The sequence below is a fragment of the Herpetosiphon llansteffanensis genome, assembly GCF_003205875.1.
In the GTDB taxonomy this organism is placed as follows: domain Bacteria; phylum Chloroflexota; class Chloroflexia; order Chloroflexales; family Herpetosiphonaceae; genus Herpetosiphon; species Herpetosiphon llansteffanensis.
Window position 1 is genome coordinate 101,529 of sequence record NZ_PUBZ01000011.1, and the last position, 17,241, is coordinate 118,769.

A 17,241-nucleotide genomic window follows, 5' to 3' on the forward strand; every position below is an offset into this window, starting at 1 on the left:
ATGCCGAGGACGCAGTTGTTGCGCCTCGGCGTTGTTGGGCCAGCATTAGCCGACCGAACCTTCCATTTCCATTTGGATCAAGCGGTTCAATTCGACAGCGTATTCCATTGGCAATTCGCGGGTGAATGGCTCCATAAAGCCCAACACAATCATCGAAAGTGCTTCGGCTTCGTCGAGGCCGCGGCTCATCAGATAGAACAATTGCTCTTCGCCGATTTTGCCGACGGTTGCCTCGTGGGCCACAGTCGCTGAATCCTCTTCGATCTCGATGTACGGAATCGTATCCGAGGCTGAGCGACTGTCGAGAATTAAGGCATCACAGACCACGTTGACTTTGGCGTTGGTTGCGCCGCGCATAACCTTGGCCAAGCCACGATAGGTCGTGCGACCGCCGTTCTTCGAGACTGATTTGTTGGTGATGCGGCTGGTAGTGTCGGGAGCGCCGTGCACCATTTTGGCCCCAGCGTCTTGATGTTGGCCTTCGCCAGCATAAGCAACTGAGAGCACCTCGCCCTTTGCGCCGCGACCCATCATGTAAACCGCTGGATACTTCATGGTCAACTTCGAGCCAATGTTGCCATCGACCCATTCCATCGAAGCATCTTCGTAGGCGACAGCGCGTTTGGTCACCAAATTGAAAATGTTGTTAGCCCAGTTTTGAATCGTGGTGTAGCGGCACTTACCACCTTTTTTGATGATAATTTCCACCACTGCTGAGTGCAGTGAGTTGGTGCTATACACTGGAGCGGTACAACCTTCGATATAGTGAACTTCTGCGCCTTCGTCAACGATAATCAAGGTACGTTCGAATTGGCCCATGTTTTCAGCGTTGATGCGGAAATAGGCTTGCAATGGAATATCGACCTTGACACCTTTTGGCACGTAGACGAACGAGCCACCAGACCAAACCGCTGTATTCAAGGCAGCAAATTTGTTATCTGCTGAAGGGATGATTGTGCCAAAATATTCCTTGAACAACTCAGGATACTCTTTCAAGCCTGTGTCGGTATCAAGGAAGATCACGCCCAGTTTTTCCCACTCTTCGCGCAACGAGTGGTAAACAACTTCTGATTCGTACTGAGCGCCAACGCCAGCCAAGAACTTGCGTTCAGCTTCAGGAATACCCAGTTTTTCAAAGGTATTCTTGATACTTTCTGGCACATCGTCCCAGCTATTTTCAGTTTTTTCACCAGGCCGCACATAGTAGTGAATATCTTGGAAATCCAACTCAGCCAAGCGTGGGTTGGCCCACACGCCACTGACTGGCAGTGGTTTTTTATGGAAAATTTCCAGCGCCTTCAAGCGGCGTTGCAACATCCATTCAGGTTCGCCCTTCATTTCCGAGATCGTGCGCACAATATCGGCATTCAGACCTTTTGAAGATTTGAATGTATAGTTCTCTTCGTCGCGAAAGCCGTACTTCGAGTAATCAAACTCGATTTCGTTTTGTGCAGGGTTGGACATGCCCTGTGCCTCCTATAGTGTGATCACGAATAAGTGATGAGATTGTTAGTTAATAAATTGTTGAACTGAATCAACTTCTGGATCAAACACAACTACTTGTTCTTGTAAACCAGCACGAATCAAGCGTTTATCTGATGTACATAACACTAGTTTAGTGTTTATAGTAGCCATTGTTAATTTAAGCCGTAATGCGGTAGCCAATATCAAAGCATCACTACTATTAATATTGTAGTTAGGAATGATTTTTAATGATTGTGTAATATCATCATCAATAATTGATGTAATCATTACTTCAGGATTCTGAATAAAATCTTGATTGAGATGATAAACAGCAGCCTGATAAAGGTTATTATTGATCCGACCGTCATTACGTTTTCTTGTAAGTATTGAAAGTACTTCAAGGATTCCAATAACTGAACATCCGCGTTGCTTTGCAGAAAAATTGGCAAAAAGATCATTAACAGCAGGTGTGCCAATTTCAATGCTATAACGTTTTATGAGAGCACTCGCATCATAAAATAAGAAAAGATTCACCGTAATCGCTGCTCCAATAAATCATTGGTCAGTTCATTCGATGATAAAGACTGTGCCATGGCGTATTGCAACTGCTCGATTGAATATTCAGTTGTTGGAGGCGCTTCAACACTTTGTTGTAAAGCGATGCTCCACTGCTCGCGAATACTTCTTGATTGATTCAGAGTAGCACCTTTTAATTTGGTCAATTCCTGCTCTAAAAAAGTAATTCGTTCAGCAAGATATTCAATCGTTAGCGTTGTCATAGGCTATCCTCATCGTCGTCTACGAGATTGACCCCGTAGAGCCCAGCTTTGAGCGTTTTGAGCGAGAGCAAGGCGCATTTCAGTCGCACTGGCCCAATTGGTATCCCCAATAAATCGAGGATGGTTTGTTTATCAAAGGCTTTGGCTTCGTCGACGCTTTTGCCAGTCAGTTCTTCGCTGAGCATCGAGGCTGAAGCTTGGCTGATTGCGCAGCCCTTGCCTTTAAATTTCACATCAACAATCCGCTCATTTTCGACCAACAAATAAATGCTGAGTTGATCGCCACACAACGGGTTATGCTCATGTTGCACAATCGTTGCTTGCTCAAGCTCGCCGTAATTTCGCGGATGGCGATAGTGATCTAATATATTTTCACGATATAAATCGTCCACAATGCCTCACAGTTGGAAGGTGTCGCGCGCCAAAACCAAGGCTTCGGCCAAACGATCAATTTCTTCCTCAAGCGTGTATAGGTAGAATGATGCGCGTACCGTTGCTGGTACGCCAAAAATATCGTGCAATGGATGGGTACAATGATGCCCAGCCCGCACCGCAATGCCTTGCGTATCGAGGATTGCCGCCACATCGTGGGCATGCACTCCAGCCAAGGTAAAGCTCAACAAGCCACCGCGCTCAGCAGCAGGCGGACCAAAAATGGTCAGCCCATCGATGGCGCTGAGTTTATCCCAAGCGTAGTGGGTCAATTGGCGTTCGCGCTCGTGAATCGCCTCCATCCCAAGTCCATTCAAGAAGTCAATCGCCGCGCCAAGGCCAATCGCCTCGGCAATCGCTGGCGTGCCTGCCTCGAATTTCCATGGGAGATCATTCCATGAGCTTTCGCGCAGCCCGACCCGTTTGATCATATCGCCACCACCCATAAACGGTGGCATGGCTTCTAGCAATTCACGCCGTGCCCACAGCACGCCAATGCCAGTTGGCCCGCACATCTTATGCCCCGAAAAGGCCAAGAAATCGCAGCCAAGCGCTTGCACATTGACTGGAATATGCGGCACACTTTGCGCTCCATCGAGCAGAACCAAGGCACCAACCTGCTTGGCAGCAGCAATCACCTGCTCAACAGGATTGATCGTGCCCAGCACATTCGACATATGGGTCATGGCCACAAGTTTGGTGCGCTCAGTCAATAATTGCTCAAGCTTGCTCAGATCAAGTCGACCTTGGGCATCAAGCTCGATAAAATCAAGCTCCACGCCAATTTGGGCCGCCAACAATTGCCATGGCACCAAATTCGAGTGATGTTCGCTAACCGTGAGCAAAATCCGGTCGCCAGCTTGCAAATTGGCACGGCCCCAGCTTTGGGCAACCAAGTTGATTGCTTCGGTGGCGTTGCGGGTAAAAATAATTTCCTTGGTCGATTTCGCGCCAATAAAGCGTCCAATCGTGCGACGTGTGCCTTCATAGGCTTCGGTCGCTGCTTCGCTAATCTGATACACGCCCCGATGCACATTCGCATTAATCGTGCGATAGTAGCGATCCATCGCATCAAGCACAACCAGCGGCTTTTGCGCAGTCGCAGTGCTATCTAAGTAGGCGAGGCGATGGCCGTTAATCGATTGATCCAAGAGCGGAAATTGCTCGCGAATGGCGTTAATATCCAGGGTTGTTTGTACAGACATAACTCACCAATATCCGATCGACAAAGAATTGCTTTTTGATCCACGAAGAGCACGAAGAACACGAAACCGCGAAGAACGCGAAGATCGCTAAGAATCGTTACTCAAGATTAAGCGTTTCCATTCCAAGGTTGGCCGACTATGAAAATTGGCCAAAATCCCAAGCGGTTTGTGAGTCGCTTTGAGATAATTTAATAACTGGGCATGTTCAATTGATGTTAATCGTTGAATTGCCTTAATTTCCACAATAATCTGATCGAAACAAACCAAATCGGCAATATACAGTTTATTTAAAACGGTTTGTTTATAGCGAATTGGTAATGGCTGTTGCCGAACAAAAGGAATTTTTCGTTCAGTTAATTCTAATTCGAGCGCTTCTTGATAGACAGCCTCTAAGAAACCACTGCCCAACTCGCGATGAACTTCTATAGCCGCGCCAACCACAGCAAACACTTCATCGGCTAATAATAACGACATCATTGTTCTCCAAAATGAATCAACAGGTCTCTAATGCTAGATACATTGATCATTCATTTTTGGCGAATCAACCTCGATTTATAAATTATTAACCTTAGCGTTCTTCGTGCTCTTCGTGGTTTCAATCTTATACATTGACTGAAACCACGAAGATTTTTGATGCTTAGACTTTATCGGCGACGATGGTTTCGACGCGTTCGCGTACAGCTTCATCGGGAATCATATCGATGATTTCGCCGACAAAGCCCAACACGATTGTGCGCTTGGCTTCGGCAAATGGCAAACCGCGCGATTGCAGATAGAACAACTGCTCTTCGTCGATTTGGCCGCTGGTCGAGCCGTGGCCAGCCTTAACTTCGTTGGCATCAATCTCCAAGCCTGGAATTGAATCCGAGCGTGACGTTTTGCTCAAGTGCAAGGCATTTTCGCGCAAGTCGGAATTGGTGCCTTGGCCAGTGGCTGGGATTTTGACCATGCCATCGAAAACGGCATAGGCTTCATCATCGACCACGGTTTTGAAGTTAATTTGGCCTTCGGTATTCAAGCCAATGTGGTTCAGTTTGGGTGCAACCAGCAAGTTTTGCTTGCCATTACCATACAACAAACCATTCCAATTGACGCTTGAGCCATTGCCGCTCAAATTGGCTTCCAAGGTAACGTGCTGCACAGCGCTGCCAACCACCACATTCAACCATTCTGCTTGGGCATCGCGGTTGATGCGGATTTGTTGGCTACCGAGCACATAGACATTGCTGTTCAGAATTTGCACGCTGCTGAAATTAACTTGGCCACCATCGCCAACCTCAATTTCAACTCCAGTCAAAACCACTGCGCTGGCATCAAAATCAGCTGAGCTAATTTCTTCGATCACATTGATCGAGCTATGGCGCTCGGTCACGATCAGCGTGCGAGGAGCGACAATTGTGCCAGCATTGGCCACGTGATAGCGAATCCGGACCAATTCTTCGACTGCAACATCTTTGGCAACGTGGATGAAAAGCCCGCCGTTGACCAAAGCATTGTTAAGCGCTGAATAGGGATCGCGGCTGGTTTGCACAGCACTACCAAGCACCCGTTGCACCAACTCGGCGTGGCTTTGAATTGCTTCGGCCAATGGCAAAATCGTTACGCCTTCAGCGCCAGCAAATTCAACCGAAACTTCGGCTTCAGCAACGCTATAATCGGCAAGATTAAAGCCCTTGAGGTTGGTTCGTCGCCAATCTGGTTGCTCGGCGGTTTCAAATGATTGCCAAGCTTCGTGGCGGCGGCTCGTGAGCCATTCTGGCTCGTTGCGGCTGGCCAGCAAGGCCTCAAATTGCGCCACATCAAAGGTAGATTGCAAATTAGCTGGCATTGCCAAACACTTCCTCTCGAATGAAATCGTAGCCTTTTTCTTCGAGTTCCAAAGCCATTTCAGGGCCACCTTCGCGCACGATTTGGCCGTTCATCAAAACGTGCACATAATCGGGCTTGATGTAGTTGAGCAAGCGTTGGTAGTGGGTGATGACCAACACGCCAAGTTCAGGCTTTTCGGTTTTAACTTTGTTAACACCTTCGGCCACAATCTTCAATGCGTCGATGTCAAGCCCTGAATCGGTTTCGTCCATGATTGAGATTGAAGGCTGCAACATGGCCATTTGCAAAATTTCGAGGCGTTTCTTTTCGCCACCAGAGAAGCCTTCGTTCAAATAGCGGCGAGCAAAATCAGGAGCCATTTCCAACATATCCATACGCGATTTGATCACTTTGCGATATTCGGCCATTGGAATGGCGGTCGACTTCGGATCAACACCTTCTTGAGCGCGATGGGCGTTCAAGGCAGCGCGCAAGAAGTTGGCAACGGTTACGCCAGCAACTGCGACTGGATATTGGAATGCAAGGAACAAGCCCAATTTTGAACGATCGTTTGGTTCGAGGTCAAGCACATCTTGGCCTTTGTACCAAACTTCGCCTTCGGTCACTTCGTAGCGTGGGTGACCAGCGAGGGTATACGCCAAGGTCGACTTGCCTGAGCCATTTGGCCCCATGATGGCGTGAATTTTGCCTTCTTCGATGGTCAGATTAATACCTTTGAGAATTTCTTTGCCATCGACCGCAACGTGCAAGTTGCGAATGACCAAATTGTTGGCGCTCATGACACTCCTATTCAAGATTGCTATTCAAGACAACAGCATGGCATGCCCTTGCATTGCCAGCCGCCAAAGAACTTAGTTATGCTTCTCAATCCCAATCTCATCGGCCTTAATCACAAAGTGACAGCCGTTATGACCTTCGACCATGCGGCGTTGAATTTCAACTTCATGGCCGAGTGCAGTTTCCATCATTTGGCGTTCCATGCTACAGAGGCTATCGTGAGTTTGGGCTACCTCAAAATAGGGGCAGGCATACTCACTCACCACCCAACCGCCGCCTGGCGATTCGGCTACATTAATCGACATACCTTTGCGGTTCATCGTGTAGACAAATTGCATCAAGCGCTCACGCAAGGCCGCATTGGCGGGATGATCGCCCGTGTAGAGCGTTGCCAAGCGTGTGCCAACCCGACTAAGCAACTGCGCCATGCCTTCTGGGCCTTCGGTTGCCAAAATTTCTTCAAGCAACACATTCAAGAGCACATCGTAGCCCTTGGGAAACAGCGATTGAGCCTTAGCAGTCAGGGTGTAGCGATAAGAAGGACGGCCTGGGCCTTGGCGAATTTTGGTCGGTGCAATGAGGCCTTGGTTGGTGAGATGAGTTAGTTGCTCGCGCACCGCAGTTGTGCTCACAGCCAGCGCATCTTCCAATTCCTTGACAGTCGCTGAACCTTTACGCTGAATATAGCTCACAATATCGCCGGCGGGCGTTCCTTCTCGGATACCAAACACGGTCATAGAAACCTCGCATTTTGCCTTTGACCATACCGTTGCATGGTTTGTTATTGAGAATGATTATAAATCGATAATCATTTTCTGTCAATAAAATCGGAAAAAACTGTGTTTATTCAAACAAAGGCTTGTTGTTAAACCAAAACAAGCCCATTTTAGGGCAGATTTGGGGCAATAACCATACCAGTGCGTGCTGAATTCAGCTCAATCGGCTGCGAAACATTGATGAGAAGTTGATTAAGCGGCCAATAATTCTTGGTGCAGGCGTTGGAGTTGGGCGATTGTACGTTGGGTGCGTGGGTGTTGTTCACCAAAACGGGCGAGATCGCCTTGCAAACGCACCTCGACCGTTTGCAAATTGCGTCGCCGATTGAGCCAGCGTTGATAGTGGGCGGTGGCTTGGCGATAGACTGCTTGGGCTTGCGCAAGGATAAGATTGCCATACATCGCGCCAATCAAGCACCACAAATGTTTATCGCTGGCCAAGGGTCGCAGATTGGCTGGATTATGCCGCCATGCTTTGAGCAAACGGGTATTGGCGTTGACCGCACTGCGAATTTGCTCGGCCTCGCTTGAGGAATACTGTTCAGCAAACCATTGCAATACCGCTTCGATTCCCGTTACTGGATGCATTGCAGACCTCCTAACCAATGTTGGCTTGAGCATAGCAGCACCTTGTGACAACAACTGTCACAATGTTTTGTCACAATTTCGATTCAGGGGTATAGTTGCGCTCTATTGAAGGCTGGCTGTTGAAAGGAAGATCGACATGGTTTGGTTGAGGGTCGCCCTTGTTGGGCTAATGCTAGCGCTGTTGCTGGGAAGTATCCCACAAACCCAAGCTGCTAACCCAGAGTCTACAGAACGAATTTTTGGCGAAGGCGAGGGAGATCCAGCAGGCGCATTTCAGGTGCTGCGGCTGCATTCTATTCCCACAACAATGAATTTTGGCGATGCTGTGCGTGGGGTCGCCAGTGGTGATAGCTGGTTGGTTGGGGTTGGCCAAAAAACGTTTATGACGCTTGATGCAGGTAATCATTGGCAACAGCTTGATCCGCAAGCGCTGTTTCCGGCAGCAGCTGGTGGCTTGTGTTGCCAACAAGCCTTTGCTTACGATTATGGCCGTGATCTGTTTATTTGGTTGTTGCAGTATGCGCCTGATAGCCAACGTGGCTTGGTGCGGATTGCCTACACCGATAGCATAGGTTTGGCCGAACAGGAATGGGAGTGGTATGACGTGCCAGCTGCCCAAGGCTATACTTGGGTTGAGCCACAGCTTGAACTCAGCGCCAACCAAATTTGGCTAGCAATGGATCGTCAAGCAATTGGCGGGGCCATCGACAGTACGTGGGTCAGTCAACTTCAAACTGATACGCTTGAAGATGAACTGGTCTTTATGCGCAGTTATTCATCAGCAACTGAGCGGGCCTGGCACTTGGTGCGAGGAGCAAAAGACATCATGTATTTTGCAACTCACATCAATCAAACAACCCTGCGAATATACGCTTGGGATGAAAACCAGCCAGTACCAACCAGTAGCGACGTAACTGTGGCCGAGTGGACAGCAGGCGCGCGAATTTGCCCAACGCCTGATCAGCAGAATTGGTGTGCAGATGATGATGGCCGAATTCGGACTGGTTGGGTGGCCAAAGGCACGGTGGGGTTTATGTGGAATGCTGTTTCCAGCAACACCATTACCTTTCCCTACATTGATGCAGTGCGGGTGTATGAGCGCGATTTGAGCTTATTGCCATTTAGTTTAGCGCGACCATTTATTTTCAATGCGCAAAATGGCTTTTCGCTGCCCAGTGCAGCGGTGAATGGCCGCGATGATGTGGCGGTCAGTTTTTACCATAGCAGCACCGAACAATATCCCACGCTTTCGAGCAGCATTTTTGATGATTTTAATGCGCCGCCCCCAGGCTGGGCCTATTACAATGTGCAAAGCAGCAGCATAACTCCCAATCAACAGCAATGGGTTGGCCAACTCGATACCCAAGTATTTAGCCCAACCAACCTTGGCTGGAGCGTGACTGGCGCGCGCTTGAATGGGTGTGCTGAAGCTCGTTGTTTGCAACCATTCATTGCCATTTTCAGCCGCGAGCGCGATCGCCCAGCGATTGAACGTTGGCTTAGCCCGGTTATGTATGAAGTATTCAGCCCATGGGTTCAAATGAACTAAAACAAAAAAACCACTGGTCGAATGACCAGTGGTTTCATTTGGTGCCACCTTCCGGGCTCGAACCGGAGACCCTACAATTTTCAGTCGTATGCTCTACCAACTGAGCTAAAGTGGCATTGGTGGGTGATGAGGGACTCGAACCCCCGACCTACTCGGTGTAAACGAGACGCTCTACCAACTGAGCTAATCACCCATATGTATGAAGAACGAATTGGTGCCCAGAGTGGGACTTGAACCCACACGAGATTGCTCCCACTACCCCCTCAAAGTAGCGCGTCTGCCAATTCCGCCACCTGGGCAGGTGGTTTGCAACATTTGGTTTGTGTTGCATTTCGTTATTCAATTGTTTAGTGCCGTGGTATTATAATCAGCTTTGGCGTTCTTGTCAAATTTTATCTTCCACCGCCAAAACGCCATTGTATAGCCCGTAAATATAGCGCAATCCTAGCTTTGTTGATTGAAGATTTCCATCCATGGTTCGGCTGAGGCAAGCGGGCCAAAACCAACTTGGGCATACAAACCTTGGGCGTTTCTGGTTGCCAATAGCCAGCGCCGCAAGCCTTGCAACTCGGGGTAGGCCAGCACGGTTTGCACCAACCACTTGCCAAGGCCCTTGCCGCGATGTTCAGCCAAAATATACACATCATCGATATAGGCAAAGACCGCATAATCGGTAATGACGCGCGCCAAGCCAATTTGCTGCTGGCCGTGATAAACCCCGAAACACAACGAATGCTCGACCGATCGAATAATGAGCGCTGGATCGCGTTCGGCGGCCCAATAGGTTTGGTGCAGCCCAACAACAATCGCTGCATAATCGAGCAGTGCAGGATCGGTGCTGATTGTATAATCGTCACGTTGCCAGTGCATAAACAATCCTCCACAATAAAACAACAGCCCCAGTTGCATTAACTGAGGCTGTTGCAAGAATTACGATTTAAGGAGCGCAGCTTGGTTTGGCATTCAGCCATGGACTGAAAGTCAAGTTTACGCCGACGGCATCGCCAGTGCCAGCGCCATTTTGCTCAGGGTGATAGGGGCCTGAGGCATCGCCCCACCAATTGTTGCGGGCATCAAAACCCACATCACCGGTTAAGCCATAATTTTTGTGGCTTTGGAAACTATTGGCGCTAATCAAAATTCGCGAGCCATCCAAGGTTGGGTCAGTTGATTTGATTTGCAAGCCATATGCGCCGCCGCTAAAGCTATTGCACTGAAAAACTGCATTCAACGATTGGTTGAATTGAGCGCGAACATTCGTGCCGCTATTGCCACGGAAGCTATTCTTTTCCAGCACAATTTCAACATCATCGGCGGTTGCGCTGAGACTCACGCCCGTTGCGCCATCGCTGGCAGTATTGTTAATTACGTTGCTGAATAGGCGTAAGCTCTTGCCGCCGCGCACCTCGGCGCTAATCGGCGCATAGCCAACCACGCGACTGCGCTGCATATCGAAGTTGCCGCCGCTGATATACATCCGGCCTTGGTTTTCTTCAAATACGCTATCTTGGATGACCGTATTGCCGCCAAGCGCTGAAACCAGCACGCCTTCGGCCCCGCCACCACGCACATCGACCCCGTTCAAATTGGCTTGACCGCCATTATTGACCACAATCGATTTCCACAGGCTTTGGCCGCTTTTGCGGAAGCGTGCGCCATTAGCAGTCAAAGTCCCATCGACCACCAACGATGTGTTGGCATCCAGCAGCACTTCAACGCCATCGTCAATCGTCAGGGTTGCACCTTTGGCGATAATCGTATCGCGGCGAACTTTGACCGGGCTTTGAGCGATTGACCAACGAGTATTGCCGCGAATCATATCGTAGGGCAATGGCGTTGGGGTTGGCGTATTGGTTGGAGTTGCAGTTGGGCCTTCGGTTGCAGTAGCGGTTGGCGTTTCGATTGGCTCCTCAGGACTGCTGGGAGTTTCCAAGGGATCTTCGGTTGCCTTAGGATCATCGTCTTCCTCAGTTGGGAAAGGCATTTGATCGGTTGGCAACGGAATTGAATCCGTTGGGACAGGAATATTGGTTGGAGCTGGAGTGCTTTTTGTATCGGGAGTTGGATAATTACTGCCAGAGCCTTGGGTTGGCGCGGTTGTGCTGCGATTGCCCGTGCTACTGGTTGGAAAGAGCGGCATTGACGTGCCACCAACCGGCAAGGTTGGAAAAGGATCAATGGTTGGGGTTGGCCCATCGCCCTGTGGCGGAGGATACGCACCTTCAAACGTTGGCGTTGCCCGATTTGGCGCAGGAGGCCCGACTGGCCCGCCGCCTGCCACATCAGTTGCAGTTGGGCGATTGTTCGCTACTTCGGTGCTGCTAATCAGCGTTGGCGTGATCGAGCCATCTGCAGGAGCCAGCGTTGCTTGAGATAGCGTCGTTGGGCTAGAGCCAGTTGCAGGTGCTTCAATCGGCGATTGCGAATTAAGCCCAAAGATTGCAGCCAACACAAAAAACGTACCAGCCATAAGAATTGTCTGATACTGGCGGATTTTTTGCATCGCACGACTTGAACGTAGGGCGCTGAGCAACGTCGCTCGTCTGTTTGGTGGGCCACTTGGTGGCAGGTTTTGCATCTCCATAGTGCGCCATGGTAGCACAGCCTCGGCCATCGTGCAATGAAGATTGGTTAAGAAATTATACTTAGTTGCCCATTGATTATGTCTATGGTATAGTCAGTCTCTACGAGATTTAACCATCAGTTAAAGCAGCATTGACATGCGGTTTATCTTCTTTATGCAGCATGACATTCCAGAACTGAAGGTTCCGCTTTGGTTTAGCCGTCACAGTTGGTGTGAACGGCATTTCTACATGAATCGTGGAGGATTCTGTGCAATTTAAGGGTTTACGACTCCTAACAGCGTTAACGATGCTGTTCACGTTGATTGGTACTTCGTTGTCCGCGACCTACACCAAGCCTACCAGTGCTGTCTCAACCTCGCTGGTTATCAGTCAAGTATATGGTGGCGGTGGTAGCGCTGGTACTCCTTATAGCAATGACTTTGTGGAAATTCTGAATATTAGCACCAGCCCTGTTTCCACAAATGGCTTATCAGTCCAATACGCAAGCGCAACGGGCACTGGAAATTTCGCTGCTTTCGCTTTACCAACCGCCACAATTCAACCAGGTAAATACTACTTGGTGCAATTGGCATCAAATGGCACAACCACCCCATTGCCAACCCCTGATGCAACCGGAACGCTCAACTTGAGTGGCTCAGCTGGTAAGGTCATTTTGGCAAATAGTGCTACTGCTTTGGCCTGTAATGGTGGTTCTGCTGCTTGTAGCCCAGCCGACCTAGCTAAAATTATTGATCTGGTTGGCTATGGCACTGCCAATTTCTTTGAAGGAAGTGCGGCTGCTCCTACATTAGATAATAACAGTGCAGCTGTTCGCAATAGCTGTGTTGATACCGACAATAACGCTAATGACTTTAGCAAATTAGCTCCTACCCCACGCAATAGCAGCAGCCCAGCGGCAACCTGTGGTGGCTCACCTGTTGATAACGCACCAACCGTTGCCAGCACTGTGCCAGCCAACGCTGCCAACAATGTTGCCTTGAACGCCAACGTTACGATTACCTTCAGCGAACCAGTTACCACAACTGGCAGCTGGTACACCATCAGCTGTACCAGTGGCACGCGCACCGCTACCGTTACTGGTGGCCCAACCAGCTACGTGCTTGATCCAAGCAGCGATTTTGGTGCTAGCGACGCTTGTACGGTGACGGTTGTTGCCAGCCAAGTAACTGATCGCGATGGCACGCCAGATCAATTGGCGCAAAACTACAGCTTCAGCTTCAACACTGCCAGCGGCGTTGCTTGTGTCGGCGGCACGGTTACGCCAATCGGCCAAGTGCAAGGCACTGGCGAAACCAGCCCTTCGAATGGTTCAGTTGTAACCGTTCAAGGGACGGTGGTTGCCGATTATGAAGGTGCTCAACCAGCCTTGCGTGGTTTCTACCTGCAAGATGCTGGCGATAGCAACCCAGCCACCTCGGATGGTATTTTCGTGTTCAATGGTGGCGCTGACCAAGTTGCTGTGGGTCAAGTCGTGCGCGTTACGGGTACTGCTGGCGAAAACCAAGGCCAAACCCAATTGAGCGGCACGCTGACGGTTGAGCTTTGTGGCACAACCAACGTCGTCACCCCAGCTCAAGTGACCTTGCCATTCGCTTCAGCAACCGAAGCCGAGCGCTACGAAGGCATGCTGGTGCAATTCAACCAAAAATTGGTTGTTTCAGAGCACTACTTGTTGGCCCGCTTCGGCCAAGTAACCTTGTCGCTCAACGAACGCTTGATGCAACCAACCAACGTGGTTTCACCAGGCGCGCCAGCCTTGGCCTTGCAAGCTGAAAACAACTTGCACAAAATCATCCTTGATGATCCAAATAATGGCCAAAATGTTGATCCAATTCTGTTTGGTCGTGGTGGCACAGGCTTGAGCGCCGCCAACACCTTGCGCGCTGGCGATAGCATCACCGGTTTGCAAGGCGTGATGACCTACACATGGGGTGGCGCAACTGCAAGCCCCAACAGCTATCGCGTGCGGGTCAGCCAATCACCTAATTTCGTGGCCGAAAACCCACGCCCAACCTCGCTTCCGCTTGATGGCTCGTTGCGCGTGGCTGGGGTTAACGTGTTGAACTACTTCAACACCTTTGGCACGAACGCTTGTACTGGCGGGGTTGATGGCGCTGCTACCGATTGCCGTGGGGCCGAAAACGCCGCCGAATTCACACGCCAACGAGACAAAACGATTGCCGCGATCATCATGACCCAAGCAGATGTCATTGGCTTGATGGAAATTGAAAACGACGGCTTCGGCAGCAGCAGCGCCATCCAAGATTTGGTTAATGGCTTGAATGCTGTAGCCGGTGCAAACACCTACGCCTTAGTTAATGTCGATGCCTTGACTGGCCAAACCAATCCATTGGGCACCGATGCAATCAAGGTTGCATTGCTCTACAAACCTGGCAAAGTTAGCTTGACTGGCACAACCGCCGTGCTCAACACTGGTGCATTTGGCACCTTCAACACTGGCAGTGGCCCAACAGGCCGCAACCGCCCAGCGTTGACCCAATCATTCACCGAAACCAGCAGCGGCGAAACCTTCACCGTTGTCGTCAACCACTTGAAGTCGAAGGGTAGCGCATGTGCCGATAACATTAGCCCAGTGCCAAGCGACCCAGATTTGGGCGATGGCCAAGGCAACTGTAATCTGACCCGCAAAACCGCCGCTCAAGAGTTGGTCAACTGGTTGAATACCGACCCAACCAACGTTGATGATAGCGATTATTTGATCATTGGCGACTTGAACTCATACGCCATGGAAGATCCAATTACCGTTATCCGCAACGCTGGCTTTGTCAACGTACCAAAAGCCTTGCTTGGCGACGAAGCCTACTCATACATTTTCGACGGCCAAACTGGCTCGCTCGACCATGCCTTAGCAAGCAATTCGTTGTTCGGCCAAGTTGCCGATGTGCAAGAGTTGCACATCAACGCCGACGAACCCATTGCCTTGGATTACAACACCAACTTCAAGAGCCCTGGCCAAATCGTCAGCTTGTATAGCAACAACGCTTACCGCGCGTCAGACCACGACCCAATCGTGGTTGGCTTGAACTTGGGTGCTGCTCCAAGTGCCAACTTCGGCACTTCAACCAAGACCGTCAGCGATACCAGCGTCGAACAAGGCGAAGTCTTCACCTACACCTTGACGATTCGCAACACTGGCGCGGCTGAAGGTAGCTTCAGCTTGAGCGACGTGATCAATAGCAATTTGCAAATTGTGAGCGTCAGCGCTGGTTTGACTACCAGTGGTCAAACCGTCAGCACCAACAGCAGCCTGGAACCAAACTCGATCAAAACCTACACGATCGCAGTCCGCAGTGTTGGCGCGTTCGTTGGCACGGTCAGCAATACTGCTGTGCTCAATAGCGATATTGATTTGACTGCCGATGATGTGACGATTACCGCTACATCAAACCCAAGCTTCACCGTCTACTTGCCATTCGTTAACAAAAACTAATTTGGCCTGAGACGAAGCGCCCAGCACCAATTGCGGTGTTGGGCGCTTTTTTGGTTAATCAGCCCAAAGCCGCTAGCCAACCAGAAGGTAGTTTTTATCATAAACTCGATTGAAGCAGCTTGGAGGAGAAGCCAAATGAGGGCTTGCATCAGTCAAACCAACCTTGTAAGCTAACAGCACCACATTCAACCACATTGGGAGCGAGAGATGCTTGTTTTTTGGCATACCTATCAACAGCTCAAACGATTGAGTTTGACCTTCTGTTTAGGCTTGGGCTTGGCAGCATGCGCCATTCCAGGCAATTATTCCTCGGATAATCCACCAACTAGCCCACCAGCCGAATTGCAAATCGAAGCAGGCTTTACGATTAGTCCACTGATTACGGGCCTCGATCAGCCAACTGGACTAGCCTTTGATCCGCAAGGGCGTTTGTATATTGCTCAACGATCAGGCAGCGTGCTGATCAAAGAGGGTGATAATCCGCCACGCGAATATGCTACAGGCTTCAACAAACCACTCAGTTTGCACTGGTTTGAGCAAGCGTTGTATGTGGTTGAGCAAGGCCAAATTCAGCGCTTGGATGATCGTAACGGCGATGGCAGCGTCGATCAGCAAACGATTTTATTAAGCGATCTGCCTGATCAGATTGAAGCAGCAACCCTTGTCTCCGATGCACAAGGCTGGCTCTACCTTGGAATTGGCACTCAGGCAGATCACAGCACAACTGCCGGGATCCAAGAGGGCTATATTCGGCGCTTTCGGGCCGATGGCAGCGAATCGAGCGTCTATGCGACTGGATTACGTATGCCATTTGGGTTGGCGTTCGATGCCAAACAGCAGTTATATGCCACCGACAACGGACGCGAAGGTTTAGGCGACGATCTGCCGCCAGATGAAGTTAATCGGATTGAGGCTGGGGCCAATTATGGTTGGCCTGCATGTTGGGGCCAGCGCCAGCCAGATGCTGATGGCGGCGGCGATCAAGCAACGTGTGCAACCACCAGCGAGCCAGTAGCGCTTTTGCCAGCACATAGCGGCGCGACCGGAATTGTGTTCTATCAGGGCACAGCGTTTCCTGCCACGTATCATGGCGATGGGTTTATTAGCTTATCAGGTTCGTGGTATAGCCAAGAATTGCGCGGCCATAGCATTGTGCGCATGAACGCAGAAGACCAGAGCATTGTGCCATTTGCCAGTGGCTTTGCGCGCCCAGTTGGCTTGGTTATTAGCCCACAAGGTCAGCTACTAGTGGCAGATTATGACCGTGGCATGATCGTTATGATTGCAGCCCAACCCTAAACGCAGAGAAAGTTGCCGAATATGACTCAATTGATCAGCATTGCATGTGGCGTTACCATCTGGGCCTTCGCAATCCAGCCAACCACTGCTTGGTTATGGGGAGCAACGCTTGTTGCGACAACTATTTGGGCCAAAGCCATGGGATTAATATTCTACGATTGGTTTGCCGATCGCTCCGCTTGGCGCGATAGCCTCCGCTTAACGCTTGGCAATCTGCTGGTGATAGGCATCAGCTTCTTAATTGTTCAATCCCCAAACGGAATCTATCTTAGCTTCGTCAGCCTGATTGGAGTGGATTATGTCAACTTGAAATGGATTATGCACCAACGCAAGGCCAAAGCCATTAATCATGATTCGCTAGGCCAGCTTAAGGTGCTTGATCACCAGCCAATGCTCTATCAAGCGCTCAGCAAAATAGTGATCATGATTAATGGCTTTGCGCTGATTGCGGCAATCATTGGCACATTCCTTTTATCATTTCTCATGTCTTTCTTGGCTCGTTAATA

General features: G+C 50.0%; 16 protein-coding genes and 3 tRNA genes. 4 read left to right on the top strand and 15 right to left on the bottom strand.

The genetic code is table 11. The features are described from left to right. Positions 1-45: 45 nt before the first annotated feature. The 10 genes from sufB to C5S61_RS00830 all read right to left on the bottom strand — a co-directional run bounded on the left by sufB (position 46) and on the right by C5S61_RS00830 (position 7,851). On the bottom strand, positions 46-1,464 hold the full coding sequence (gene sufB, locus C5S61_RS00785; protein WP_110513237.1) for a Fe-S cluster assembly protein SufB: 1,419 nt from the start codon (positions 1,462-1,464) through the stop codon (positions 46-48). A gap of 45 nt (positions 1,465-1,509) precedes the next feature. Continuing rightward, the gene (locus tag C5S61_RS00790) at positions 1,510-1,998 is read right to left on the bottom strand and encodes a type II toxin-antitoxin system VapC family toxin (RefSeq protein ID WP_164689145.1); all 489 of its coding nucleotides are present in this window, start codon (positions 1,996-1,998) and stop codon (positions 1,510-1,512) included. Continuing rightward, positions 1,995-2,243, bottom strand: coding sequence for a hypothetical protein (locus C5S61_RS00795; protein WP_110513239.1), 249 nt, complete (start codon positions 2,241-2,243; stop codon positions 1,995-1,997). The genes C5S61_RS00790 and C5S61_RS00795 overlap by 4 nt, the downstream gene beginning before the upstream one ends. Continuing rightward, positions 2,240-2,635 (bottom strand): Fe-S cluster assembly sulfur transfer protein SufU, encoded by a 396-nt coding sequence (gene sufU / locus C5S61_RS00800; RefSeq protein WP_110513240.1) that lies wholly within the window; start codon positions 2,633-2,635, stop codon positions 2,240-2,242. The genes C5S61_RS00795 and sufU overlap by 4 nt, the downstream gene beginning before the upstream one ends. Before the next feature lie 6 nt (positions 2,636-2,641). Continuing rightward, positions 2,642-3,880 (bottom strand): aminotransferase class V-fold PLP-dependent enzyme, encoded by a 1,239-nt coding sequence (locus C5S61_RS00805; RefSeq protein ID WP_110513241.1) that lies wholly within the window; start codon positions 3,878-3,880, stop codon positions 2,642-2,644. 87 nt (positions 3,881-3,967) lie between these two features. Next, complete coding sequence (locus C5S61_RS00810; RefSeq protein ID WP_205701336.1) at positions 3,968-4,354, bottom strand: GxxExxY protein; 387 nt, start codon at positions 4,352-4,354, stop codon at positions 3,968-3,970. 163 nt (positions 4,355-4,517) lie between these two features. Next, on the bottom strand, positions 4,518-5,708 hold the full coding sequence (gene sufD, locus C5S61_RS00815; RefSeq protein WP_110513243.1) for a Fe-S cluster assembly protein SufD: 1,191 nt from the start codon (positions 5,706-5,708) through the stop codon (positions 4,518-4,520). Continuing rightward, positions 5,698-6,489 (bottom strand): Fe-S cluster assembly ATPase SufC, encoded by a 792-nt coding sequence (gene sufC / locus C5S61_RS00820; RefSeq protein WP_110513244.1) that lies wholly within the window; start codon positions 6,487-6,489, stop codon positions 5,698-5,700. Before sufC ends, sufD begins: the two co-directional genes overlap by 11 nt. 72 nt (positions 6,490-6,561) lie before the next feature. Further along, positions 6,562-7,224: a helix-turn-helix transcriptional regulator gene (locus C5S61_RS00825; protein WP_110513245.1), complete on the bottom strand. Its 663-nt coding sequence runs from the start codon at positions 7,222-7,224 to the stop codon at positions 6,562-6,564. Positions 7,225-7,455: 231 nt separating this feature from the next. Then, positions 7,456-7,851: a hypothetical protein gene (locus C5S61_RS00830; RefSeq protein WP_110513246.1), complete on the bottom strand. Its 396-nt coding sequence runs from the start codon at positions 7,849-7,851 to the stop codon at positions 7,456-7,458. Positions 7,852-7,987: 136 nt separating this feature from the next. On the opposite strand from C5S61_RS00830, the gene C5S61_RS00835 reads away from it, so the two are divergent. Then, complete coding sequence (locus tag C5S61_RS00835) at positions 7,988-9,400, top strand: hypothetical protein (protein WP_110513247.1); 1,413 nt, start codon at positions 7,988-7,990, stop codon at positions 9,398-9,400. A 39-nt stretch (positions 9,401-9,439) separates the two neighbouring features. Here C5S61_RS00835 and C5S61_RS00840 read toward each other — a convergent pair. The 5 genes from C5S61_RS00840 to C5S61_RS00860 all read right to left on the bottom strand — a co-directional run bounded on the left by C5S61_RS00840 (position 9,440) and on the right by C5S61_RS00860 (position 11,984). Further along, positions 9,440-9,515: transfer RNA gene (locus C5S61_RS00840), tRNA-Phe, on the bottom strand. Between the two features lie 2 nt (positions 9,516-9,517). Then, positions 9,518-9,593: transfer RNA gene (locus tag C5S61_RS00845), tRNA-Val, on the bottom strand. A gap of 19 nt (positions 9,594-9,612) precedes the next feature. Continuing rightward, a tRNA-Leu gene (locus C5S61_RS00850) sits at positions 9,613-9,699 on the bottom strand. Between the two features lie 145 nt (positions 9,700-9,844). Further along, complete coding sequence (locus C5S61_RS00855) at positions 9,845-10,270, bottom strand: GNAT family N-acetyltransferase (RefSeq protein ID WP_110513248.1); 426 nt, start codon at positions 10,268-10,270, stop codon at positions 9,845-9,847. Between the two features lie 67 nt (positions 10,271-10,337). Then, positions 10,338-11,984 (bottom strand): right-handed parallel beta-helix repeat-containing protein, encoded by a 1,647-nt coding sequence (locus C5S61_RS00860; protein ID WP_164689146.1) that lies wholly within the window; start codon positions 11,982-11,984, stop codon positions 10,338-10,340. A 248-nt stretch (positions 11,985-12,232) separates the two neighbouring features. Here C5S61_RS00860 and C5S61_RS26550 point away from each other — a divergent pair, with 248 nt between their 5' ends. The 3 genes from C5S61_RS26550 (at position 12,233) to C5S61_RS00885 (ending at position 17,239) form a co-directional block, all read left to right on the top strand. After that, a complete protein-coding gene (locus C5S61_RS26550) occupies positions 12,233-15,436 on the top strand; it encodes an ExeM/NucH family extracellular endonuclease (RefSeq protein ID WP_124033358.1) in 3,204 nt (1,067 codons plus the stop codon). Positions 15,437-15,643: 207 nt separating this feature from the next. Beyond that, positions 15,644-16,735 carry a PQQ-dependent sugar dehydrogenase gene (locus tag C5S61_RS00880; RefSeq protein ID WP_110513250.1) on the top strand — a complete coding sequence of 364 codons (1,092 nt, stop codon included), beginning with the start codon at positions 15,644-15,646 and terminating at the stop codon, positions 16,733-16,735. Positions 16,736-16,756: 21 nt separating this feature from the next. Then, a complete protein-coding gene (locus C5S61_RS00885; RefSeq protein ID WP_110513251.1) occupies positions 16,757-17,239 on the top strand; it encodes a hypothetical protein in 483 nt (160 codons plus the stop codon). Positions 17,240-17,241 lie beyond the last annotated feature (2 nt).

Bases quoted from the DNA above. Each gene is read 5' to 3' on its own strand.
- sufB (WP_110513237.1), bottom strand. From the start codon at position 1,464: ATGTCCAACCCTGCACAAAACGAAATCGAGTTTGATTACTCGAAGTAC.
- C5S61_RS00795 (WP_110513239.1), bottom strand. From the start codon at position 2,243: ATGACAACGCTAACGATTGAATATCTTGCTGAACGAATTACTTTTTTA.
- C5S61_RS00805 (WP_110513241.1), bottom strand. From the start codon at position 3,880: ATGTCTGTACAAACAACCCTGGATATTAACGCCATTCGCGAGCAATTT.
- C5S61_RS00810 (WP_205701336.1), bottom strand. From the start codon at position 4,354: ATGTCGTTATTATTAGCCGATGAAGTGTTTGCTGTGGTTGGCGCGGCT.
- sufD (WP_110513243.1), bottom strand. From the start codon at position 5,708: ATGCCAGCTAATTTGCAATCTACCTTTGATGTGGCGCAATTTGAGGCC.
- sufC (WP_110513244.1), bottom strand. From the start codon at position 6,489: ATGAGCGCCAACAATTTGGTCATTCGCAACTTGCACGTTGCGGTCGAT.
- C5S61_RS00825 (WP_110513245.1), bottom strand. From the start codon at position 7,224: ATGACCGTGTTTGGTATCCGAGAAGGAACGCCCGCCGGCGATATTGTG.
- C5S61_RS00830 (WP_110513246.1), bottom strand. From the start codon at position 7,851: ATGCATCCAGTAACGGGAATCGAAGCGGTATTGCAATGGTTTGCTGAA.
- C5S61_RS00835 (WP_110513247.1), top strand. From the start codon at position 7,988: ATGGTTTGGTTGAGGGTCGCCCTTGTTGGGCTAATGCTAGCGCTGTTG.
- C5S61_RS00855 (WP_110513248.1), bottom strand. From the start codon at position 10,270: ATGCACTGGCAACGTGACGATTATACAATCAGCACCGATCCTGCACTG.
- C5S61_RS00860 (WP_164689146.1), bottom strand. From the start codon at position 11,984: ATGGAGATGCAAAACCTGCCACCAAGTGGCCCACCAAACAGACGAGCG.
- C5S61_RS00880 (WP_110513250.1), top strand. From the start codon at position 15,644: ATGCTTGTTTTTTGGCATACCTATCAACAGCTCAAACGATTGAGTTTG.
- C5S61_RS00885 (WP_110513251.1), top strand. From the start codon at position 16,757: ATGACTCAATTGATCAGCATTGCATGTGGCGTTACCATCTGGGCCTTC.